This window comes from Leucobacter denitrificans, from assembly GCF_014396385.1.
Taxonomy (GTDB): Bacteria; Actinomycetota; Actinomycetes; order Actinomycetales; family Microbacteriaceae; genus Leucobacter; species Leucobacter denitrificans.
On record NZ_CP060716.1, the window covers coordinates 1674572 to 1697667 of the forward strand.

The following is a 23096-nucleotide window of genomic DNA, read 5'->3' on the forward strand; positions in this document are numbered from 1 at the left end:
GTGAATCCCAAAAAGCAACGTCGCTTTGCAATAAGTCGCAAGTTCCAACGTGGTGCGCTCGTCGGCCTCGCCGGCTTCGCGCTCGCCCTCACCTCATGTGCTGGTGGCGGCAGCGGTGCGACAACCTCTGGCGGGGGCGGTGGCTCCGAGCTTGTGATCGCACAGTCCGAGGACATCCAGACATTCGATCCGGCAATGTTCCGTGGTCGCGCAACCCAGTACGTGTTGCGCCAGATCATGACCCCGCTGACCGAGATCAACAACGATATGGAGGTCGTCCCCGCGCTCGGTACTGAGTGGGAGATGATCGAAGACACCGTCTGGCAGGTGAAGCTCCGTGAAGGCGTCACGTTTACAAACGGTGAGGCATTCAACGCCGATGCCGTGAAGTACAGCTTCGACCGTATCCTTGATCCCGCGAACGCTTCGCCTCGTCGCTCACTCATCGTGACGCTCGACAGTGTTGAGGTCGTCGACGAGCACACGGTGAACTTCCATACGACCCAGCGAGACGGTGCTTTCCCGCTTGCTCTTGCGTACATTGAGATCGCGGCTCCCGAATACATGGAGGAGGTCGGACCCGAGGCCTTCGCTGAGGCGCCGATCGGCACCGGGCCTTTTAAGCTCGTGAGCTCGAATCCGGGTCGCGGCATCATCATGGAGCGCAACGACGATTACTTTGGTGAGGCGCCAAGCTTCGAGCAGCTCGTCATCAAGATCATCCCTGAGACGGCGAGCCGCATTGCGGCGCTGCAGTCGGGTGAAGCTGACATCATCAACGCTGTTCCAGCCGACCTCGCTGGCACCATCACGGGTAGCGCAGAAGCAGTATCTGCCTCTGGTACCGAGGTTTGGCACCTGGCAATGCAGGTGAATAATGGAACGTTCTCGGACGTTGAGGCGCGCCAGGCTATGCAGTCGGCGATCAACCAGCAGCAGATTGCAGACACCGTGTTTGAAGGACGTGCTGAGGCACTGAACCAGCCTGCATTCGAGAACATGAACTGCTACAACCCGGACTTCAAGGGCTACGAATTCGATCCCGAAGCCGCTGCTGAAGTGCTCAGTGATCTGCCGGCCGTGACGCTCGATACGATCGAGAGTGAGAAGCACGTTGCAGAAGCACTCGCCGGGCAGCTTCGCCAGGCCGGCCTCAACGTGAACGTGAATTCTATGGAGGACGGCGCGTACCTTGCCCGCATTAACGCTGGCGAGAGCGAACTCTATCTCGCAAGCTGGGGCGCAGGCCGCGGTACGTGTGATGAGATTTGGCGTCAGCACTTCCACAGCTCAACCCGCGAGTCACAGGTGTTCACCGGCTACACCTCACCTGAGATTGACAATCTCATCGACTCAGCATTCGCCCAAGTTCCTGACATGGACGCGGCGAACGAGTACTACGTGCCGCTGATGAACAAGCTCATGGAAGATTCGCCATGGGTGCCAATCGTGAACCCTGACCAGATCTATGGCGTATCAACCGCTGTGACAGGCTTCGAGCCTTCACCGATCGGTCAGTTCAACATCACCACTGTGGAGATTACGGAGTAACCATCTCATGATCGGTTTTATCGGGCGAAGGCTGGGCCAGGCTCTGCTCGTTCTGTTCGGCGCATCCATCATGGTGTTCTTGTTGGTGCGCGTGCTGCCAGGAGATCCGGTGGATATCCTGGCAGCCGAGGAGGGCGCAACAGCGGAGCAGCGTGCGCTCCTACGTGAACAGATGGGTCTGGATCAGTCTTTGCCCGTCCAATACTTTGACTTCATCATTGCGGCACTTCGTGGTGACCTGGGTGTCTCGCTTACACAGCGAATCCCGGTTTCTCAGGCGCTGATCGAAGGCTTGGGTGCGACGCTCCAATTGACGCTTGCGGGTATGCTCGTCGCGATCATCATCGCGCTGCCACTTGCACTGCTCTCGGCACTCAAGCAAAACAGTATTTGGGACCGGTTGGGCACCATTGGAAGTATGTTTGGTGTTTCGATGCCAACATTCTGGCAAGGCATCATGCTGATCCTCATTTTCAGTGTGGCATTCCATGCGCTTCCTACCGGCGGCATTATGGGTACTGGATATAACGTGCCCAATGTCACCTACATGCCGATTCTGGATTCGATGATCGCGGGCAACCCGGCGGCTGTCTGGTCGAATATTGTTCACCTCACGCTTCCGGCAATCACCCTGGGAACATCAGCGGCTGCAATGCTGACCCGTCTCCTCAGGGCGAGCTTGCTCGAGGTAAAGAACCAGGACTTCGTGGACGCGCTTCGTGCACGTGGCATCTCAGACTGGAAAGTCATGATGCATATGCTGCGCAATGCGCTCCCAACGACGGTAATCGTGTTCGGGTCCAAGCTGGGCACACTCCTCGGTGGCACACTCGTCATCGAAGTGGTGTTCAGCTGGCCCGGGCTCGGTGCGCTACTTGTCGAAGCTATCAGTGGGCGAGACTACCCGGTCGTTCAGGGTGCGGTGCTCGTCGCGACAGTAATGGTCGTGCTGTGTAACCTGCTCGCAGACCTTGCCCAGGGCTGGCTCGATCCTCGCGTGCAGATGGCCAAAGCAGCGAGTGCGTGATTCGGAGAAAGAAATGACCTCACCAATTTACGATCCGCGGGCCGACCTTGAGGGCCCCGGCCCCGCCACTGGCGTGGTGACGACCAGACTCGCGAAGCGCAAGCGCAAGCTTCCTCCAGTATTCGTGATGGTGCCTATGCTCATCATGATCTTGTTCCTGTTCTTCGGAATTTTCGGGCAGTGGGTGAGCCCGTATGATTACACGGATCAGGACCTCGCGAACCGCTTCGCACCACCCGGCACTCCGGGTCATATCTTTGGCACCGATCACCTCGGGCGAGATATCCTCTCGGGCCTCATCGGCGGCGCGAGGATCACCCTCATCATCGGTTTCGTAGTGCTCGTCTTTGGCGTTGTGCTAGGCGTCGGCGTTGGTGTTGTGAGTGGATTTGTTGGTGGACGCTTCGATGCGTTCATGATGCGCATCATTGATATCTGGCTTGCCTTCCCCTTCCTCATCTTGGCGATCGCGCTCGTCGCGGCACTCGGTGGTGGACTTGACAAGCTCATCATCGCGCTTGTGCTCGTTGCCTGGGTGGTGTTTGCCAGGCCGATCCGTGGCGAGGCGCTCTCGCTCCGAGAGCGTGAGTACGTGCTTTCTGCTCGGGCTCTCGGCGTCTCGCGAACGAAGATCGTGGTGAAGCACCTGCTGCCGAACCTGCTGCCTTCGATTCTTGTGCTGTCATCGCTTGAGCTCGGTGCGATCATTCTGATGGAAGCATCGCTCTCGTTCCTGGGTCTCGGTGTGACCGGTGGTGAAGCGACCTGGGGCGGCATGCTTTCAGACGGCCGTGCGTACATCGGATCGTCGTGGTGGCTTGCAACAATCCCGGGCATCGCAATTTTCGCGCTCGTGATGTCAGTGAATGTCATCGGTGAGTGGTTCCGTGACGTCTTCGATCCGCGTAACAGCTCGCGGGCACAGGTGAAGCAGGAGATCGCGCTGCCATAGTGCGCTGCCGAAGTCCTCTATAGGTATTAGGAATAGGAACATGACCAGTTTTTCAGCATCAGACGTACGCCCTCTATACATCGGTGGCGAGTGGACGCCAGGACGCGGCGGTAATGAGCCGATGCCTACATACAATCCGACCACGGGTGAAGAGATCGCGCGAGTGACCGCAGCGACGGCGCAGGACGTCGACGATACGGTCATCGCCGCCCAGAAGGGTGCGGCCGAGTGGCGTGCACTTCCGTGGACAGGTCGTGCTGCCGTGCTGCGTGAGATGGCGAAGCGCATTCGCGATGAAGTGGATCGCCTCTGCCTCATCGATGTTGAGAACGCAGGTCTGCCGATCAGTGCCTCCAGGCGTGACGTGCTTCGCGCTGCTGACGAGATCGAGTACTTCGCCGGTATCGCTGGTGAGGTAAAGGGTGACACGATTCCTGCCCCCGAGGGTGGTCTCGCGTACACACTGCGGGAGCCTTATGGCGTGGTTGGCCGCATCATTCCGTTCAACCACCCATTCAACTTTTCGGCTGCGAAGGTTGCCGCACCGCTCGCTGCTGGCAATGCAGTCATTCTGAAGGCACCCGATCAGGCCCCGCTGGGTGCGCTTGCGCTCGCTGAGCTCGTCGGTGATCTCTTCCCTGCGGGTGTGCTCAATGTGCTTACGGGCACGGGTGCAGAGGTCGGCAATGCGATTTCTTCGCACCCGAAGATCCCGCGTATCGGCTTTATTGGAAGCGTGCCTGCTGGTCAGGCCGTGATGCGCGCGGGCGCCGAACACATCAAGCATGTGACACTTGAGCTCGGTGGCAAGAACCCGATGATCATCTGTGAAGACATGGATCCAAAGCTCGCTGCGAAAGAGGCAGTGAACGGCATGAACATGCGCAAGACGATGGGCCAGTCGTGCCAGTCGAACTCTCGCGTATTCGTACATGAGAGCATCGCCGATGAGTTCATCAAAGAGCTTGATCAGATCGTGCGGGCGATCACCATCGGCGATCCACGCAACGAAGAAACCGAGATGGGGCCGGTTGCGTTTAAGGCCCATTACGACCGCGTGCGCACCCACATCGACCAAGCGCACGAAGACGGCGCGCGTCTCGTCTACGACGGTGAGAAGCCCGAAGGGTTCTCAGACGGCTACTTCGTTGGACCGACCGTGTTCGACGGTGTTACCCCCGACATGCGTCTCTTCCACAACGAGGTCTTCGGCCCGGTCATGGCCGTCGTGCGCTGGAGCGACGAGAATGAAATGATCGAGCAGATCAATGCAGTCGAATTCGGGCTCACTGCCCGCATCTGGACGAACGACCTCAGTCGGGCGAATCGCATCGTGTCGAAGGTAGACGCCGGGTTTGTGTGGATCAACGAGTCGGGACGCAAGGATCGTGGCATTCCGGTGGGTGGCTTCAAGCTCAGTGGACTCGGTAAAGAGTCGTGCGTTGAAGAGATTGTGAGCTACACACGAGAGAAGTCGGTGACGACGACGTTCGTCGCACACGCCTAAGCGCGACACCGTTCAATAGTTTGTAGATCTAGAGGAGTAACGATGAAGGGTCTCGTATTTACGGGCAACGAAACCGTGGAGCTGCAGGATTTTCCTGATCCACAAGCTGCGGCAGGCGAGGCCATCATCAAGGTTCGCGCGTCAGGAGTCTGCGGCAGTGACTTGCCAAGGTACCGCGACGCTGAAGGCAGTAAGGGCATCATCACCGGTCACGAACCGTGCGGTGAGGTTGCCGAGATCGGACCGGGGGTCCCATCGGGGCTTCGCGTTGGTGACCGTGTCATGGTGCACCATTACGCTGGCTGTGGCTTCTGTGATGTCTGCGCAATGGGATTCGAGCAGGCATGCCAGAACGACCGGGTGACCTATGGAACCGGTGCTCATGGCGGGCACGCCGAGTTCATTAAGGTTCCGGCGCGCACCCTCGTGCACCTTCCCGACGAGCTTTCGTTTGAGGCCGGCGCCGCGATCGCCTGCGGTACTGGCACCGCCTGGAATGGCCTCAAGAAGATGAACGTTTCGGGCCGAGACACCGTCGCGGTGTTCGGGCAGGGCCCTGTCGGAGTGAGCGGTGTCGTAAGCGCTAAGGCGATGGGCGCTCGTGTGATCGCGGTCGACATCTCGCCCGAGCGTTTGGAGTTCGCTCGCCAACTCGGTGCGGACTTCACGATCAACTCAATGGAGACTGACCTCATCGAGGCCGTGCAGGAGATCACTTCGGGGCACGGTGCAACCGCTTCGCTCGAAACTTCGGGAGCGGGTCCAGCGCGGGCTCAAGCGCTTGAGGTGCTCTCGTACTTCGGTCGCTGCAGCTTCATTGGCAATGGTGCGCCGAGCACGATCGACATCCGCGGCGAGGTCATTCGTAAAGTTCTCACCATCTTTGGTTCGTGGACATTTACTAAGGCCGAGCAGATCGAGATTGCACGCTTCATGGTCGAAAATAAGGTCGACCTCGATGCGCTGGTGAGCAAGCGGTATTCCCTCGACGAGGCTGAAACCGCCTATCGCGAGTTCGCTGGCGGTGCGACCGGAAAGCCGATGATCACCTTCGACAACTAACGGTATGACTGGCGCGCTCAACGTCGAAACACTCGATCCACCTCACGTGGTGGGCGGTGAGGCTGAGCGCGCCAGCAAAGTTATTGGGCTCCTCCGCGAGCGTGAGGCGCCGATTCGCCATGACGCTGCACGGGCGAGATTGCTGCTTGAGGATCGCGCGATCCGCTCATGGGTAGACGCGAGCATTGCGATCACGGCAAAAACGCTCTCTGACGAGGTGACTTACCTTGAGGCGACCGCCGATGCGCTCGATGTTCAGTTCGAGGCGCTGTTTCTCGCGCAGAACAGGTCGCTGTTTCGTGTTGAAGCCCCCGGCGATGACTGCACCGTTGGTGCAGCAAGGCTTCCGGAGGGATCAGCGTGGGTCGTCAAAAATCGTGACAACAAGCCCGACGGGCGGCATATCCTGGTGCAGTATACCGACGATCGGTGGGGTCACTCCGTGCTCGCTCACTCGAATTATGGTGGGCCCATCGCTGCGTCTTCGGGGGTGAACACGCGCGGTCTCGGCGCCGTCATTACGCGCACGATCGTGCAGGATCCACCGCCCGGAATCTACCGCGGAAGTCTCATGAGTGCACTGCTTGCGAAATGTGGGACCGTCGAGGAAGCACTCGACATGACCTACGGGCTGCCGCACCTTGGAGGCACCATCACCCTCGGTGACAGATTTGGCACGATTGCAACGGTCGAACTCGAGCCCGACGCTCTCACTGTGGAAATGGCCGGGCATCGGGAGTGGCTCGCGAAGACGAACCACCCGAGTGCCCAATCCGTTGTGAATGAGAGCGGGGGAGCCGATCCCGAATACTTGGCTTCATCGAAACTCAGGTTGCTCGCGATGCAGCAGACAATGTCACAGTCGGTGCAGCTTGAGCCGAGCTGGCCAGTGATTGAGTCCTGGATCGCGAGCCGGATGAGCAGCCATGATGGTGACGGTGCACCATGCCGTCACGGAAAGTCTCCAACGGTGAATACTGCGGTGATCCTCTGCGATCCACCAACAATGCTCACGTCAGTTGGGCCGCCGTGCGAGGGGCAGTGGCAGCGGTGGTCGGCTGAACTGGTCTGAGGACCGCCGATACAATCGGTGACTATGCAGCCAACGAGCGCGAACCAGGCACAGGCACTGCGAGACGGGACCCTTCCCGAAGTCGAGGAGGTGCGACCGGGCATCTACGCGATAGCGCTCGACATGCCCGGGTTGCGACCGCCGTACGCGTTTAGTTACGCGATTCTCGCACCCGGTGGATCGCGTGACGTGCACCTCATCGACGCAGGGCTCGGCACCGACGAGAACTGGGAGGCTCTGCAGCAGGACCTCGGGTCGCTTGACCGAAGCATCGAAGACGTCGCTTCGGTCACCGTCACCCACATGCACCATGACCACCTCGGGCTCGCACCACGCATACGCGACGCGTCGGGCGCTGTCGTGCGACTGCACACGCGCGAGGCCGATGCGATTGAGCGACGGGCTACATTCGGGGTTGCCGACGACCCTGTTGCGACGCTCGCACGCTGGGGTGTGCCCGAATCGGAGCACGAGGCGCTCCTTGCGACCGGTGCGATGGCAGCGGACTCCGGTACTGAGGGCGAGGCCAACGTGTCGATCGACGAGCGTTTACAAGACGGTGACGTGTTGCAGCTTGGGGTGTATGAGGCCCGAGTGATCCACACCCCGGTCACACTACGGGGCACATTTGCCTCGCCATCGAGAGTGAGGGGATCGTGTTCACTGGCGACCACGTGCTCCCGGGAATTAATCCGGGCATCGCGCTCGGCGGTGAGCGGTCGGCCGATCCACTGGGCGAGTATTACGCCTCGCTCGACCGGCTGGCCGAGTTCGCTGGCGCCGAGGTGCTGCCCGGGCATGGGTTTCGGTTCACGACGCTTGGCGAGCGTTGCGCCGAGATTCGCGCGCACCACGAAACACGCACGCGCGAGGTCGCCGAGGTGTTAGCGGCGGATTCAGAGAGCAGTGTCTGGAATACCGCGAGTCAAATCAACTGGAGTTACGGGTGGGAAGCGCTCTCTGGCGTCTCACTGCTCTCTGCGCTCTCGCAGATCGAGATGCACATCGCCCGCGTGCGCGCTCAGTCGTGAGAGTGCAGCCCCGCGAGGTGATGGCTCTCGGGTTCGAGCTGCAGGGTTGAGTGCTCGAGCGAGAAGTGCGTCATGAGGCACGCCTTGAGCTCGTCGAGCACCGCGTGATACCCGCGCTCTGACCAGCTCTCATCGGTAATGGTCACGTGCGCCGAGAACGCGGGCACCCCTGACGTGATGGTCCAGGCGTGTACGTCGTGCACCTCGACAACGCCGGGCACAGCGAGCATGTGTGCGCGCGCCGCGCCTATGTCGATGTCCTTTGGCGTCGCCTCGAGCAACACATTGACCACGTCACGCAGCAGACTGTAAGCGCGCGGCACGATGAGTGCGGCGATGAGGATGGAGGCGAGCTGATCCACCATGACCCAACCCGTAAACATAATGATGAGCGCAGCGGCAATCACCGCAACCGAACCGAGGAGGTCGCCGAGCACCTCGAGGTAGGCGCCGCGCACATTCAGGCTCTCGCGCTGCGCGGACTGCAGTATGAAGAGCGAGACCAGGTTTGCCACCGCACCGATCACGGCGGCGATGAGCATCGGCACCGACGCAACCTCGACCTCGTTGCCGAACCGCGAAATCGCCTGTACAAGAATGATGACGGCGATAACGCCAAGCACGATGCCGTTCGCGAGCGCGGCAAGCACCTCGACGCGCAGGTACCCGTAGGTGCGCTTCGAGCTCGCGGGAAGCCCCGCGATGAGGCTTGCAATGAGCGCGATGCCGACCCCGGTTGCGTCGGTAAGCATGTGGCCGGCATCGGCGAGCAGGGCGAGCGAGTTCGAGATGATCGCGCCGACCACCTGCACGCCGACTACCGAAAGCGTGATGACGAGCACCCACACGAGCCGCTTGCGGTGCTTGCCAGTCGCGCTCGCCGCACCGTCGAGGCCGTGAGAATGACTGTGCCCATCCCCGGTCTGCGCGTGCGCAGGAGCGGCGGGATGCCCGGCGCTAAACCCCGGCTCGCAATTCTCCGCTCCAGAAGAGCGTGGATCGTTGTCGCTCATACGGCTAACGGTACCCCCTCAACCGAATCCCAATCGCCACTACGAGGTCGAACTCTTAAAGGTCTTCAGCGTAAGCGAATTCCCGACGACGAACACGCTCGAGAACGCCATGGCGGCCCCCGCAATCATCGGGTTCAAGAGGCCTAGCGCTGCGAGCGGTATTGCCGCGACGTTGTATGCGAACGCCCAGAAGAGGTTGCCTTTGATGGTGCCGAGGGTGCGGCGTGAGAGGCGGATCGCGTCGGCCGCGCTCACGAGATCGCCGTGCACGAGCGTGATGTCTGCGGCCTGCATTGCTGCGTCGGTGCCGGTGCCCATGGCGAGGCCGAGATCCGCCTGCGCAAGCGCCGCGGCGTCGTTTACGCCGTCACCCACCATCGCGACGACCTTGCCCTCAGACTGCAGCCGCTTTACAACCGCAACTTTGTCGGCGGGCAACACATCGGCGAACACCTCGGTGATGCCGACCTGGCTCGCGACCTCGCGCGCTACGAGCTCATTGTCGCCGGTGAGCAGCGCGGGTGAGAGGCCCAGCGCCTTGAGTTGGCGGATCGCCTCAGCACTCGTCGGCTTCAATGTGTCAGAGACGGCGACGACTCCGCGCACCTCTCCGTCCCAGGCGGCGAGTATGGCGGTCTTGCCTTCCGACTGCAAGCGTTCGAGGGTGGATCGCGTCTCGGGATCCACCGATACCGCCCACTCCGTGAGCAGCGACTCACGGCCAACAATGACGGCGTGGCCGTCGGTGACCCCGGTCACGCCCTTGCCCGCGACGTTCGCGAAGTTTTCGACAGGCGGCAACGCCTCGCCGAGCTCGTCGACTGCATCACGGGCGATCGCCTGGGCAATGGGGTGTTCTGACCCGGACTCCACGGCGCCGACGAGGCGGAGGAGCTCGGTGCGATCCACGCCGCTGACGGGAATCGCGTCGCTGAGGGCCATCTTGCCGCTCGTGACCGTGCCCGTCTTGTCGAGCACGATGGTGTCGACCTTGCGGGTGGATTCGAGGATTTCGGGGCCCGAGATGAGTACGCCAAGCTGTGCGCCACGACCGGTGCCGACGAGCAGCGCGGTGGGGGTTGCGAGACCGAGTGCGCACGGGCAGGCGATGATGAGCACAGCTACCGCGGCGGTGAAGGCCTGCGCGGGGGAGTCACCGAGGATGAGCCACGCAGTGAGCGTGATTGCGGCGATCGCGAAGACGATGGGTACGAAAACGCCCGAGATGCGGTCGGCGAGGCGCTGCACCTCGGCCTTGCCCGACTGCGCCTCCTCGACGAGCTTCGCCATGTGCGCGAGCTGCGTATCGCTGCCGACGCGGGTGGCGCGCACTTCGAGGAGTCCGCTCGCGTTGACTGTCGCACCGGTCACGGCGTCGCCGGGCCCGACTTCGACGGGCACCGATTCTCCCGTGAGCATCGACGCGTCAACCGCGCTGAGGCCCGACACGATGACTCCATCGGTCGCAATCTTCTCGCCTGGGCGCACGACGAACACGTCGCCAACGGCGAGATCGTCGATCGGGATCCGCCGTGTTTGTGCACCGCCGTGGGCGGTGGTTCGCGGCGGGTTCGGACGCGATGCGTCCTGCTCGCCCGCCACGTGTAGCACCTCAACATCTTTCGCGCCGAGCTCCGCAAGGGCACGGATCGCCGCTCCCGCCTGCTTCTTCGCGCGCTTCTCAAAGTAGCGGCCCGCGAGCAGGAACATGGTGACGCCCGCTGCGACCTCGAGGTAGATATTGGCTGCGCCGTCACTCGGCTGGATCGAGAACTCGAAGCCGTGCGTCATGCCGGGGTGGCCAGCGGTTCCGAAGAAGAGCGCGTAGAGCGACCACAGGAACGCGGCGGAGGTGCCGACGGAAACGAGCGTATCCATCGTGACCGCACGGTGCATGGCGTTGAGCCATGCGGCGCGGTGGAACGGCCATGCGGCCCAGACGATAACGGGACCGGTGAGCGCGAGCGACGCCCACTGCCAGTACGTGAACTGGAACGCGGGCACCATCGCGAGCACGATGACGGGCACCGACAAAATGATCGAGCCGATGAGTCGCTGCCTGAGCGAGACGAGCTCGGGGTCTTCGGGCTCCTGCTGATCCGCCCCCTGCGCTTGCTCATGATTCGGCGGCGCGGGCAACTTCGCCGTGTACCCGGTTGCCTCGACAGTCTCGATGAGCAGATTCGCGTCGATGCCAGACGCGACCTGCACCTTAGCCTTCTCGGTCGCGTAGTTCACGCTCGCCTCGACGCCCTCGAGCTTGTTCAGCTTCTTCTCGATGCGGTTCGCGCACGACGCGCACGTCATGCCGCCGATCTCGAGGGTGATCTGATCGGCCTCGCTGCGAGGTATAGTGCCGGTCACGGTCTGCCTTTTGGGTGTCGGTGTCTGTGGTCGAGTACGTTGGTGCGTCGGTGAGTCGGTGTGCCGTGGTGGATCGCGCTACGCGCGCACCGCTGTATACCCCGCTTCATCAACGGCGGCGATTACCGCAGCATCGTCGACGGGGTTCGCTGAGGTTATGCGCAGCACCTTCGTTTCACGGTTGACCTCTTCAACTGTGACGCCAGGAATCTCGCTGACCTCCTCGCGCACGTGGTTCTCGCAGTTGCCGCAGGTCATGCCGGTGACGGTGTATTCGATGGTTTCCATGCCCTCAGTGTATACCCCTATGGGGTATCTGGCTAGGGCTTAACTGAACGACTGGAGCTGGGCGGCGAGTGCGAGGAGCTGGGCCTCGCTGCCACGGCGCCCGATGAGTTGCACACCCATGGGTAGTCCGGCGGAGGTTTTGAGGATCGGCACCGCGATCGCCGGCAGGCCCGACACATTCACGACCGAGGTGTACGGCGCCCACTCGCACTGCAGTTGATAATCGCCGTCGGGCGTGCGTGAGAGAAACTCGCCGATGAGCGGCGCATCCATCGTGAGGCCCGGGGTGAGCACAACGTCGCTGCGCCCCCACAGCTCACGTACCTCGGCAGCGAACTGGTTGAGCAGTGTGGCGTTGGCCCGGTGCTCCTCAGCGGATCGCCCGAGCGCCCGCTCGCGAAAGGCTCGGGTGAGGGGCATGAGGTGATCCACCGCACTGTCTTCGATCTCGAGTAGCGAGAGGCCCGACGTCCACCCGTTCGTGAAAATCTCGGGGTAGGTGGGGTCGTAGGTGTAGTCGGCTTCGTCGACGAGGTGCCCGAGCGCTGCGAGGCGAGAAGCCGCGGTGTTATAGGCAAGCCGAGCGTCAGGCGAGAGTTTGATGTCGAACACCGCGTCAAACGGAGATGCCTCGCACCGTGCAACCGTGATGCCGGTGAGGTCGCCCGCCCGAGCCACAGCTTCGCGGTAGTGACCGCCGGGAGCCAGGGCGTCCATGAGCAGCGCTGCATCGGCCGCCGTGCGGGCGATAGGGCCGTGCACGCTGAGCTTCGGTCCTCCGAATGGGTCCGCGGCACCCGATTCGATATCGCCCGCGATGGTGCCCAGGCCGGTTTTCAGTCCGACGAGTCCGCATGCGAGCGAGGGGATGCGGATCGATCCACCGCCGTCACTGCCGGGCGCCACAGGAAGGAGGCCCGCGGCAACAGCAGCCGCCGATCCACCGCTTGAGCCGCCCGGGGTGCGGGCGAGGTCGTGCGGATTCCTCGCGGGCGGGGCGATGTTGTTCTCGGAGTAGCCGGTCAGCCCGAACTCGGGAACTTGGGTTTTGCCGAGCGAGATCATGCCAGCTCGGCGCAGCGTCGCGACGACCGGGTGGTCGGCCGTCGCGATTTCTGGCTCGAACGCCGCGCTTCCCCTGGTCGTTGGCACTCCAGCGACTTCGGTGAGGTCTTTGTGGGCGGTCGGCATGCCGAGAATCAGCGGGAGGGGAGTGGCGCTCGGGTCATTGCGGTGCGCGTCGAAAAGCTCGTCGGCGAGACGCGCCTCTTCGAGGGCTGAATCTGCGGTGACAGTAATAAAGGCACCGAGGTCTTCGCGAGACGAGATGCGTTCGAGGTATGTGGTGGTGGCCTCGACCGCAGTTATCTCGCCCGAATGCAGCGCCGCCTGCAGTGCCACGGCCGAGTCGAACGGGTCTGAAGTGCCAGGCAAGACGCTCATGGCCCCGATCGTACTCCAACTTCCTTTTGCGAATGATTCTCATTTGCGATTAAACTGAGACTCGTTCTCATTTAGAAAGTCTTCTCATGACACATACTTCCCGTGCGCGACGCCATGTCGCGCTGCCAATCACGGGTGCCCTCGCCGGCGCACTTGCCGGTGCGTTGTTGCTCAGTGGGTGTGGATCCACACCGGCAGAAGCACCCACCGACGCGCTGAACGTAGTCGCGACCACGACCCAGCTCACCGACTTCGCAACCCAGGTTGGCGGCGACGACATCTCGTTGACCGGGCTGCTGTCGGTCGGCGCCTCGGCGCACCATTTCGATCCATCACCCAAGGAGCTACTCGCGCTCAGTCAGGCCGATGTGCTCATCGTGAACGGCGCTGGGCTCGAGACCTTCATCGATTCGGCGATCGAAGCGAGCGGGTTCGATGGCGCGATTATTACCGCGGCCGATGGGGTCGACCTCGAAGCGCACGAAGAGGAAGAGCACGAGCACCAGCACGAAGATGAGGCTCCCGACCAGGATGCCGACCACGACGAGGCGGATCATGCTCACGAAGAGTCGGATCACGCAGATCACGCCGACCACGACCACGATCACGGCGGTGTGAACCCACACATCTGGACCTCGCCCCGCAACGCCATTGGCATGGTCGACGAGATTGAGCACGGTTTCGTCGCCGCCGATCCGGAGAACGAGGCCGCATATACCCAGCGAGCGTCTGAATACCGCGCAACGCTTACCGCGCTTGATGAGTGGATCAGCACCCAGTTTGAGCAGATTCCCGAGGCGGATCGCGTGCTCGTGAGCGGTCACGATTCACTGCACTATTACCTCGAGGATTACGGCATCGAGTTTGCCGGATCAATTATTCCGAGCTTTGAAGATAACGCCGAGCCGAGTGCCGCGGAGATCGACGCTCTTGTCGCGACGATTCAGGAGCGCGGGGTGAAAGCCATCTTCGTGGAGTCATCGATGAGCCCCAAGCTCGCTCGCACGATCGCCAAGGAGGCGGGCGTCACCGTCGTAGATTCAGAAAGCCTGTTCGCTGACTCGCTCGGCGCGGAGGGGACCGGCGCGGAGACATATGTCGCTGCGACCATACACAATACGCGCGTCATCGTCGAGGCGTGGGGCGCGACTCCGACCGAGCTGCCGGCAGAACTCGGAGGTGCTGAGTGAGCGAAGTTAGCGAGCCAGCGGACCCAGCCGACCCAGCCCACCCAGCCGACCTCGCCGAACCGGCCGTCGCCCTGAACTGGGCCGCATTCGGGTACGGGGGCGAACCCCGAGTCGAACACCTAAACCTCGTTGTGCCGCGCGGGGCCGCGGTGGCGCTCATTGGCCCCAATGGATCAGGGAAATCGACGCTGCTCAAAGGCCTGCTCGGCCTCGCTGACATCACCAGCGGCAAGGCAATCGTGCTGGGAGGAACTCCGGAGCAGGCGCGCAGGCGCGTCGGAACGCTCCCGCAGTCGGATGCCCGCGATACCAGCCTGCCCATAACCCTGCGCAGGGTTGTGACTATGGGGCTGTACCGGAACGTCGGTCCGCTCGGGCGCATTGGAAAGCGTGGGCGCGAGGCCGTAAATCAAGCGATCGAGCGAGTCGGGCTTGAGCACTATGCGCACCGCCGCTTCGGTGAGCTGTCTGGTGGGCAGCAACAGCGGGCCATTCTTGCGCGGGCGCTCGTGTCCGATCCACAATTGCTGCTGCTCGACGAACCATTCAATGGCCTCGACCGAGAAAACCGCGAGATGCTTCTCGATCTCGTGCGCACGCAGCGCGACGAGGGGCGGACAGTCATCGTTTCGACGCACGATCTCGAGATTGCGCAGCGTGCGTGCACGCATGTGCTGTTGCTTGCGAACGGACACCTGCCCGGTCAGCCTGGGCATCCGACAGCGTTCGGTCCGCTCGATGAGGCGCTCACGCTTGCCGCGGTGCAGCACGCGTTCCACGATTCGACGGTCGAGCTCGATCAGCACACCGTCACAACGACACGCGAAATCGATGCGCCATGATTGACGTCGGCGTCTTCGCGATGTTCTCGCTCCCGTTCATGATGCGCGCACTCATCGCCATCGCGATCCTCTCGGTTGCGGCGGGTGCAGTGGGCGTCTTCATTAACTTTCGCGAGCTTGAGTTCGTGAGTGACGGCCTCGTGCACGCTGTGTTCCCCGGCCTGGTCATCGGCATGCTTGTCGGCGGCAGTGCGGGGCTGCTCCCCGGTGCAGTCATCGCGGCCGTGATTGCTGCGGCGCTCTTCGCATTCCTCGGTCGCACCGGTGGATCGGGCAGAGACGCCGGCATCGCCGTGACACTCACGGGCCTCTTCAGCCTCGGTGTGGTCATCGTTTCGCGAAGCGAGAGTTACGTCTCGCAGTTGCAAGAGCTGTTGTTTGGGCGGATACTCACGGTCACTGTCGCCCAGCTCTGGCAGATCGCCGTCGTTGCTCTCGCTGCCCTCGTGATTATTTGGTGCGCGCGGCGGGCTCTGCTCTTTCGCTCTTTTGACCCCGCAGGATTTGAGAACGCGGGGTTCAACGCGTTTCGCACCGACCTCGCACTCAATGTCGCCGTGGCGCTCCTTGTCGTTGCCGGGGTACAGGCGCTCGGTGTGCTCATGGTGATCGCAATTCTCGTGCTTCCGGTGGCGATCGCGCGGCTGCTGTCTCGAGCACTGTGGTCGCTTATGCCGATTGCGACACTTATCATGTTTGGCGCCGGAGTTGCGGGGTTATGGGCCTCATTTGAGTGGTCCGTGAGTGGCAGAGTTTCGGCTTCTCCGGGAGCGCTTATCGTACTCATTCTTATTTCGGCATACATTGTCGGCGTGGGTATCTCTTTTGCCGTCGGGCGTCTCGGCCGAAAGCCGATGTGCGAGCGAAGGTGATTGCGTGAGCTACATCGAACTTGCGGCCCTCGAACTGACGATCCTTGGGTTGCTCGCTGGCGTCGCCGGCACGCTCATCGTCTTCCGGCGACGCTCGTTCTTCGCCGTTGCACTCAGTCATGCCACGTTCCCCGGTGGCGTCGTGTTCGCGGTGCTTGGCTGGAACCTGCTCATCGGGCAGGCGCTCTTCGCTGTAGTGCTCGTCATGATCATGGCGCTACTTGAGCGTATTCCGCGTCAGGGAAAGCAGGTGTCGAGTGGCGTTGTGCTTGCGCTTGGATTTGCGCTCGGTACTCTTCTCGCAAGTGCGAACCCAGGGCTCGGAGTACCTGTCGAGGCCCTTCTCGTTGGTTCGCCGCTCGGGGTGACGCTGACCGATGTAGTTGCTGCCGCTGCAGTACTCGTACTTTCGTGCCTTGTACTCGCGCTCTTCGGGCGCCGAGTGCTATTCCATACGTTTGATCCCGCGGGCTTTCGAGCCGCCGGTTTTCGGTCGTGGCCTGTCGAGCTTGCTGTCACAGGCATCATCGCCGCATCCGTAGTCGTAGCGATGCCCGCGGTTGGCGCAATCCTCGGTGTCGCGATCCTCATCGCGCCCGCGGCGGCAGCTCGGTTGATCGCCCCATCTCTGGTGTGGGTTCCCCCGTTAGCGGCACTGCTCGGCATCTTGAGCGGCCTCGCGGGGCTCTGGGTATCGCGCAACTTTGACATTGCGGCTGGCGGTGCGATCGGATTGGTGGCGACTGCTCTCTATGCGCTCGCCCACGCCATTGCGCCGTTGCGAAAACTCGCTGCGTCACGCGCGGCAGCGTTGGTTGGAGGAAATTAGTCATGCAGCCCAAACGAAACACCTGGCAGCGCGAGGCGGTGCGCGTCGAACTGCACGCTGCCTCCGGGTTTGTGAGCGCACAAGACCTACATCGTCGGCTGAAAGCCGACGGATCCACCGTCGGTCTCGCTACCGTGTACCGCGCGCTCGCAAGCCTCGCAGACACCGGTGAAGCCGACACGTTGCAGTCGCCAGAAGGCGAAGCGCTCTTTCGCTCGTGCGAGACCACCGGCCACCATCACCACCTCGTGTGCCGCAGCTGCGGAGAGACGAAAGAGCTCGCCTCCACGGTCGTTGAAGATTGGGCGAGCCGGGTCGGCGCCGAGCACGGGTACACCGAAATTGGTCACGTGGTGGATCTCTTTGGGCTTTGCCCAGACTGCGCCAAACGTGGCTGATCAGGGCTTTGGTCCTACCAGGCCGGTGCATAACACCTCGGTAACGGGCTATACGTAGCCCTCAGTTGCCCGGTAGCTTACAAAGCATGGGAGATACCACGGCGGTCAGAGTCGTCCGCGATCACGACGATCCACTTGTCGAGATCAAGGACGTGAATAAGCACTACGGTGAGCTTCACGTGCTCAACAACATCAACACGACAGTTGGGCGCGGCGAGGTTGTTGTCGTGCTCGGCCCATCGGGTTCAGGCAAGTCGACGCTGTGCCGGGCAATCAACCGCCTGGAGACGATCGACTCCGGCACCATCACCATCGATGGCAAGAAGCTCCCGGAAGAGGGCAAAGACCTGGCAACGCTGCGCGCAGATGTTGGCATGGTCTTCCAGTCATTCAACTTATTTGCCCACAAGACGATCCTCGAGAACGTCACGCTCGGGCCAATCAAGGTTCGCGGAATGAAGAAGAAGGCCGCAGACGAGAAAGCGATGGCGCTCCTCGACCGAGTGGGAATTGCCAATCAGGCGAAGAAACTTCCGTCCCAGCTCTCGGGCGGCCAGCAGCAGCGCGCCGCAATTGCCCGGTCGCTCGCGATGGATCCAAAGTTGATACTGCTCGATGAGCCAACCTCGGCGCTCGATCCCGAGATGATCAACGAGGTTCTCGAAACCATGATCGGCCTCGCGAACGACGGCATGACGATGGTCGCAGTGACGCACGAGATGGGCTTCGCGCGTCGCGCGGCCGACCGCATTCTGTTCATGGCCGACGGCCAGATCGTCGAGGAGGCGACGCCCGAGCAATTCTTCACCGATCCGAAGACATCGCGAGCACAGGACTTCCTTTCGAAGATTCTCGGACACTAATTACACAAAGCTCCCGCAACCGGCACAATCGGCTGCGGACCTAACGGCCGACATCACCGGCCATATTCAATGAGGAAGGCAAGAAACATGCGAATTGCGAAATATATCGCGGTGATCGCCGCAGCTGGCGCACTTGCGCTCACGGCATGCTCATCGGGCACCCCGGGCGACACAGGTACTGATGACGCACCCACGGTTGCGGAAGACGTGCAGTTCGACGAGGGCACGACGATGGCCAAGCTCAATGAAGCGGGCAAGATCACCATTGGCACGAAGTTCGATCAGCCACTATTCGGTCTGATGAACCCGACGACGAATCAGCCTGAGGGCTTCGACGTTGAGATCGGCAAGCTCATTGCTGCAGAACTTGGTATTTCTGAGGACAACATCGAGTGGAAGGAAGCGGTTTCGGCAAACCGCGAGCCATTCATCGAGAACGGTCAGGTCGACATCGTTGTGGCAACGTACACGATCAATGACACTCGCAAGGAAGTAGTGAGCTTCGCAGGCCCGTACTACATTGCAGGTCAGGATCTGCTTGTACTCGCTGGCAACCCAGACGGCATCACCGGCATCGATGATGTCGTGGGTCAGAAGGTGTGCTCGGTTACCGGGTCGACCTCGGAACAGAACCTGAAGGATGCGGGCGTTGAGGTGCTTGCAACTGACACGTACTCCAACTGCCTCGAGCCGCTGCGCTCGGGTGACGTTGTTGCGGTATCGACCGACAACGTGATCCTCGCTGGTCTCTCGTCACAGAACGAAGGCGAGTTTGAGGTCGTCGACAACCCCTTCACCTCCGAGCCTTACGGCATCGGACTGGCGTTGGACGACACCGACTTCCGCAACTTCATCAACGACGTGCTCGAAGCATCGTTCGATGACGGATCGTGGGCAGCAGCTTGGGAGAGGACCGCTGGCACCGTGCTGAGCACGCCGGAGCCACCGACCATCGACCGTTACTAGTCGCAGTGTGGTGGGTGGATCGTGATCCACCCACCACCAACCCACCCGCCACCGCACCGGAAGGGATCGAATCATGCAGGTTCTCCTCGACAATTTTGGAAGCATTCTAGACGGCTTCCTCATGACACTCCTGCTGCTCGTTTGCGGTGGCCTCGGGGCCATAGTCATAGGGCTCATCACCGCGACGATGCGAATCTCGCCTGTGGCGTCGCTTCGCGCGTTTGCAACGGGATACACCGAGCTCATTCGCAACATCCCGCTCGTAATGGTCTTCATTTTCATGGTGTTCGTGCTTCCGCTCATCGCCCCAAACAAGCCACCGTACGTGGTGCTGGCGATGATCGCTCTTGCGGTATACACCTCACCGTTCGTTGCAGAGGCGCTTCGAAGCGGCATTAACGGAGTGCCTGTCGGTCAGGCCGAGGCCGCCCGTTCGGTCGGACTCACCTTCGGGCAAACACTCACGATCATCGTGCTGCCACAGGCGCTTCGCATGGTCGTGCCTCCACTCATCAACGTGTTTATCGCGCTCACGAAGAACACATCCGTTGCAGGCGGCTTCTTTATTGTTGAGCTCTTCGCAACGGCGCGAGCGCTCACAAACAGTCACGGTAACGCAGTGATCTCGATCCTTATCGGAATCGCGATCTGCTACCTCGTCATCACAGTTCCCCTCGGCCTCATAGCTGGTCGCATCGAGAAGAAGGTGAGGGTACTCCGATGACCGCTCAAGCTTCAGTCCTCTACGACGCACCCGGCCCGAAGGCGCGACAACGCTCGATACTCATCTCGATCATCGGCATCGTCGCCATTGCGCTCCTCCTCGGTTGGGTGATCCTGCGTCTTGCGCAACCACAGATCGCGGTCAATGGTAACGAGACACCCGGTATGTTCGACCCGTCACGCTGGGATATCTGGACCTACACCGGCGTCTGGGCGACCATCGGCAACGGTGTGATCGCGACGCTGCAGGCAGCGGTCATTGCCATCGTTGGTGCGTTGATTGTTGGAATGCTTTTCGCCTTCGGGCGTCTGGCCGATACCGCGTGGATTCGCGTACCGGTCACCGTGATCCTCGAGTTCTTCCGTGGCATGCCCGTGCTGCTCATGATGCTCTTCATCCTGCTCGTCGCCTCGACGAGCTCATTCTGGGCGGTCGTGCTCGCGCTCACTATTTACAACGGCGCGATCATCGGTGAGGCACTACGAGCCGGCATCGTCTCGCTGAACAAGGGCCAGCGAGAGGCCGGCCTCTCCATCGGCCTCAGCGTGACGCGCACCAGGCTGCTCATCGAGTTTCCGCAGGCGTTCACGCAGATGCTGCCGATCATCATTGCGCAGTCGGTCGTGCTGCTCAAAGATACGTCGCTTGGTTACATCGTCGCCTACGCAGAGCTTGCGTCGCAGGTGAAGAACATCGGCGCATTCTTTGGTAACCGGTACATGTTCAGTGGTTGGGTGGTCGCCGTGGTGATTTACCTCGCGATCAACCTCACAGTGTCGTGGATCGGCCGCCGCACCGCCAGGGTGGTGGCAGCGAAGAAGGCCTAGGCTCAAAGCCGTGACGGTTCACTATCTTGACTCAGTAACTGGGGAACGCGCCCCGCTCGATACGCCCAAGTGGCGTGGTGCGAGCGGGGCGCCACTCTTGCTCACCGACCTACCGGGCATCTCGCGCGACGATATTGACGAGTCGGCGCGGGGGCTGTGGCGCTATCATCGCGCGTTCCCTGTGGCAGTGGATCGGCCGATCTCACTCGGCGAGGGTTGCACCCCGATGGTGGATCGGGAGGGCACGTTGTACAAACTCGAGTGGTTCAGCCCGACCGGGAGCTTCAAAGACCGCGGCGCGAGCGTCATGCTCTCGATGCTTCGCGAGCAGGGCGTCACCCGAGTGCTCGAGGACTCGTCGGGCAACGGAGGCGCGGCAATCGCGGCCTACGGTGCAGCAGGCGGGATGCAGGTTGAGGTGTTTGCTCCGGCTTCGACCTCGCCCGCGAAACTCGTGCAGGCGCGGGCGTACGGCGCACAGATTCACCTTGTTGAGGGGCCGCGTGAGGAGTCGCAGTACGCTGCAATTGCTGCTGCCGAGTCCGGTGGTGGATTTTATGCGAGCCATGCGTGGCAGCCATTCTTTTTGCACGGCACGAAGACCCTAGCGTATGAGATTTGGGAGGATCTCGGGTTCGAGGCACCCGACGCTGTGGTCGTGCCGGTGGGCGCGGGGACAAGCTTGCTTGGGCTCGCAATTGGGTTTCATGAACTCTTGGCTTCGGGTGCGATCTCGAAACTGCCCCGACTGTACGCCGCCCAACCGCTGCACTGCTCGCCCGTCGACGCGGCGCTTCGTGGAGACTCTGAGCGGCCTGTGCTGCCCACGATTGCGGAGGGCACGGCGATCCGCACCCCTGCGCGGGTGGAGCAGATTCGCGCCGCGCTCGCAGAGACCCGCGGTGACTCGATCGCTGTGAGTGAAGATGAGATCGTTGATGCGCTCGGGGTGCTCGCCCGAACCGGCTTGTTTGCCGAACCGACGAGTGCTGTCGCGGCGGCGGGGCTGGCGAAGCTTCGTGCTGCTGGGGTCATCGGGCCGAGTGAGCGAGTCGTTGCGTTGCTCACGGGCTCGGGACTTAAGGCCTCCGGGGGGATCGCAGAGGCTCTGGGGCTCTAACCTCGGGGGAGTACGGTGACGAACTCACAGTACTTCGGGGTGCGCCCGTCGCCGCTTGAACGGCCTGTGAGCCTGCGGCCGATCCACGGAATCACGTGCTCGCGAGTATAGGCGAGTTGTTCGCGCGCGCCTGGCGCAGGAATCGACTCGGCGTCGATCACCCAGTCGGCCGGATGCGCGTGCCCAAGGGTGCGGAGCACGTTCGCGGCAACTCGATGGTGACCCACAGGGGCGAGGTGGAGTCGGTCGATTGACCAGTACTGTCGACCGGCAAGCTCGCGATCGCTCCAGTTGTCTGCAAACTTCACGTTCAACCTTGAAGCAATCCCACCGGCAGCGCGAGTGAGGTCGTCCCCTTTACGTGCGACTCGCCCACCACTCGGCAGGCCACCAGTTGGGTTCGCGCCCGCTAGTAGGAGCGGCTCGATACCTGCATTCTGAATTTGCCGAAGTGCTTTCTCGGTTTCACCAATGATCCAAGGCATGTTTGTGCCAGGCCGCAGCATGTCGTTGCCACCGCCATTGAAGCTGATGAGCGTGGGCTCCAGTGCGATTGCTGGTTCGAGCTGCTCCGAGATGATGCGCGCGAGCAGTCGCCCGCGAATCGCGAGATTCGCGTATTCGACGGGCTGCCCTGTCGCGTCGGCGAGGCCTTGAGCAACGAGATCCGCCCATCCGCGCACAGTGCCATCGGGCTGCTCGTCACCGACACCCTCGGTGAAACTGTCTCCGATAGCGACGTAACGAATGGCTGCAGAACTCACATCCCCACACTACGCCCCGTTCATGGCTTCTTAATTCTCAGACGCGTCTTCTGAGAATTCTCTACGCGCTTCAGGCAGGCGGGCGTCCATTGCGGAATCGGCAGAGTAACCACGAGCGATTTGTCTTGCCTGCGCGTGGATCTCCTCCGACGTCAAATCGGAAAGGGGTGAAGCTAAACCCTCGATGATCTTCTCCTGCAGCTCGACATCATCGCGTCGCGCTTCAATGAGTTGGTTCATGTACTCGCTCACGGAGGCGAATGCGCCTGCCTCGACTTCATGCTCGACAAACTCCTTGAGTTCGTCGCTCAACAAAATGGTCATTGTTGCCATGCCTCGATTCTAAAAGTAAAGTGCTGCATTCCCTCGAGACTTTAGCTAGTGCCGACTT

Annotated in this window: 23 protein-coding genes and 2 pseudogenes; 19 read left to right on the forward strand and 6 right to left on the reverse strand. The window is 61.7% G+C overall.

Features of this window, described 5'->3' with window-relative positions:
• From H9L06_RS08095 to H9L06_RS08130, 9 genes and pseudogenes are all read left to right on the forward strand, one after another.
• Complete coding sequence (locus H9L06_RS08095; RefSeq protein ID WP_187554711.1) at positions 1-1551, forward strand: ABC transporter substrate-binding protein; 1551 nt, start codon at positions 1-3, stop codon at positions 1549-1551.
• Between the two features lie 7 nt (positions 1552-1558).
• Positions 1559-2578 (forward strand): ABC transporter permease, encoded by a 1020-nt coding sequence (locus H9L06_RS08100; protein ID WP_187554712.1) that lies wholly within the window; start codon positions 1559-1561, stop codon positions 2576-2578.
• A 13-nt stretch (positions 2579-2591) separates the two neighbouring features.
• Positions 2592-3530, forward strand: coding sequence for an ABC transporter permease (locus H9L06_RS08105; RefSeq protein WP_187554713.1), 939 nt, complete (start codon positions 2592-2594; stop codon positions 3528-3530).
• Between the two features lie 40 nt (positions 3531-3570).
• Positions 3571-5037 carry an aldehyde dehydrogenase family protein gene (locus tag H9L06_RS08110; RefSeq protein WP_187554714.1) on the forward strand — a complete coding sequence of 489 codons (1467 nt, stop codon included), beginning with the start codon at positions 3571-3573 and terminating at the stop codon, positions 5035-5037.
• Positions 5038-5079: 42 nt separating this feature from the next.
• Entirely contained in the window at positions 5080-6099 is a 1020-nt protein-coding gene (locus H9L06_RS08115; protein WP_187554715.1) for a zinc-dependent alcohol dehydrogenase family protein, read from the forward strand.
• 4 nt (positions 6100-6103) lie between these two features.
• Entirely contained in the window at positions 6104-7171 is a 1068-nt protein-coding gene (locus tag H9L06_RS08120; RefSeq protein WP_187554716.1) for a C45 family autoproteolytic acyltransferase/hydrolase, read from the forward strand.
• A gap of 123 nt (positions 7172-7294) precedes the next feature.
• Positions 7295-7606 (forward strand): annotated as a pseudogene (locus H9L06_RS12045) (MBL fold metallo-hydrolase); the annotation flags it as partial.
• A gap of 221 nt (positions 7607-7827) precedes the next feature.
• Positions 7828-7911: pseudogene (locus H9L06_RS12050) on the forward strand (hypothetical protein); the annotation flags it as partial.
• A 141-nt stretch (positions 7912-8052) separates the two neighbouring features.
• Positions 8053-8202 (forward strand): hypothetical protein, encoded by a 150-nt coding sequence (locus H9L06_RS08130; protein ID WP_187554718.1) that lies wholly within the window; start codon positions 8053-8055, stop codon positions 8200-8202.
• Here the strand turns inward: H9L06_RS08130 and H9L06_RS08135 are convergent.
• The 4 genes from H9L06_RS08135 to H9L06_RS08150 form a co-directional block, all read right to left on the reverse strand.
• Complete coding sequence (locus tag H9L06_RS08135; protein ID WP_187554719.1) at positions 8193-9215, reverse strand: cation diffusion facilitator family transporter; 1023 nt, start codon at positions 9213-9215, stop codon at positions 8193-8195. The two genes, H9L06_RS08130 and H9L06_RS08135, sit on opposite strands and share 10 nt — an antisense overlap.
• A 39-nt stretch (positions 9216-9254) precedes the next feature.
• Positions 9255-11522, reverse strand: a complete 2268-nt coding sequence (locus tag H9L06_RS08140) for a heavy metal translocating P-type ATPase (protein ID WP_246454538.1) — start codon at positions 11520-11522, stop codon at positions 9255-9257.
• A 135-nt stretch (positions 11523-11657) separates the two neighbouring features.
• Positions 11658-11867: a heavy-metal-associated domain-containing protein gene (locus H9L06_RS08145; RefSeq protein WP_187554721.1), complete on the reverse strand. Its 210-nt coding sequence runs from the start codon at positions 11865-11867 to the stop codon at positions 11658-11660.
• Positions 11868-11906: 39 nt separating this feature from the next.
• Positions 11907-13310, reverse strand: coding sequence for an amidase (locus H9L06_RS08150; protein ID WP_187554722.1), 1404 nt, complete (start codon positions 13308-13310; stop codon positions 11907-11909).
• A gap of 86 nt (positions 13311-13396) precedes the next feature.
• On the opposite strand from H9L06_RS08150, the gene H9L06_RS08155 reads away from it, so the two are divergent.
• The 10 genes from H9L06_RS08155 (at position 13397) to H9L06_RS08200 (ending at position 21941) form a co-directional block, all read left to right on the forward strand.
• The gene (locus tag H9L06_RS08155; protein ID WP_187554723.1) at positions 13397-14500 is read left to right on the forward strand and encodes a metal ABC transporter substrate-binding protein; all 1104 of its coding nucleotides are present in this window, start codon (positions 13397-13399) and stop codon (positions 14498-14500) included.
• On the forward strand, positions 14497-15342 hold the full coding sequence (locus H9L06_RS08160) for a metal ABC transporter ATP-binding protein (protein ID WP_187554724.1): 846 nt from the start codon (positions 14497-14499) through the stop codon (positions 15340-15342). Before H9L06_RS08155 ends, H9L06_RS08160 begins: the two co-directional genes overlap by 4 nt.
• Entirely contained in the window at positions 15339-16214 is an 876-nt protein-coding gene (locus H9L06_RS08165) for a metal ABC transporter permease (protein WP_187554725.1), read from the forward strand. The genes H9L06_RS08160 and H9L06_RS08165 overlap by 4 nt, the downstream gene beginning before the upstream one ends.
• Positions 16215-16218: 4 nt before the next feature.
• Positions 16219-17043, forward strand: coding sequence for a metal ABC transporter permease (locus tag H9L06_RS08170; RefSeq protein WP_187554726.1), 825 nt, complete (start codon positions 16219-16221; stop codon positions 17041-17043).
• A 2-nt stretch (positions 17044-17045) separates the two neighbouring features.
• Positions 17046-17441 carry a Fur family transcriptional regulator gene (locus H9L06_RS08175; protein WP_187554727.1) on the forward strand — a complete coding sequence of 132 codons (396 nt, stop codon included), beginning with the start codon at positions 17046-17048 and terminating at the stop codon, positions 17439-17441.
• 86 nt (positions 17442-17527) lie between these two features.
• Positions 17528-18304, forward strand: a complete 777-nt coding sequence (locus tag H9L06_RS08180) for an amino acid ABC transporter ATP-binding protein (protein ID WP_187554728.1) — start codon at positions 17528-17530, stop codon at positions 18302-18304.
• 87 nt (positions 18305-18391) lie between these two features.
• Positions 18392-19270 carry a glutamate ABC transporter substrate-binding protein gene (locus tag H9L06_RS08185; protein WP_187554729.1) on the forward strand — a complete coding sequence of 293 codons (879 nt, stop codon included), beginning with the start codon at positions 18392-18394 and terminating at the stop codon, positions 19268-19270.
• A gap of 73 nt (positions 19271-19343) precedes the next feature.
• Complete coding sequence (locus H9L06_RS08190) at positions 19344-19994, forward strand: amino acid ABC transporter permease (RefSeq protein WP_187554730.1); 651 nt, start codon at positions 19344-19346, stop codon at positions 19992-19994.
• Positions 19991-20821 carry an amino acid ABC transporter permease gene (locus H9L06_RS08195; RefSeq protein ID WP_187554731.1) on the forward strand — a complete coding sequence of 277 codons (831 nt, stop codon included), beginning with the start codon at positions 19991-19993 and terminating at the stop codon, positions 20819-20821. Before H9L06_RS08190 ends, H9L06_RS08195 begins: the two co-directional genes overlap by 4 nt.
• 10 nt (positions 20822-20831) lie before the next feature.
• Positions 20832-21941 carry a threonine synthase gene (locus H9L06_RS08200; RefSeq protein ID WP_187554732.1) on the forward strand — a complete coding sequence of 370 codons (1110 nt, stop codon included), beginning with the start codon at positions 20832-20834 and terminating at the stop codon, positions 21939-21941.
• On the opposite strand, the gene H9L06_RS08205 is transcribed toward H9L06_RS08200, so the two are convergent.
• Both H9L06_RS08205 and H9L06_RS08210 read right to left on the reverse strand, forming a co-directional pair.
• Positions 21938-22705, reverse strand: a complete 768-nt coding sequence (locus tag H9L06_RS08205) for an SGNH/GDSL hydrolase family protein (protein ID WP_246454323.1) — start codon at positions 22703-22705, stop codon at positions 21938-21940. The two genes, H9L06_RS08200 and H9L06_RS08205, sit on opposite strands and share 4 nt — an antisense overlap.
• 30 nt (positions 22706-22735) lie before the next feature.
• Entirely contained in the window at positions 22736-23038 is a 303-nt protein-coding gene (locus H9L06_RS08210) for a ribbon-helix-helix domain-containing protein (protein WP_187554733.1), read from the reverse strand.
• Positions 23039-23096 lie beyond the last annotated feature (58 nt).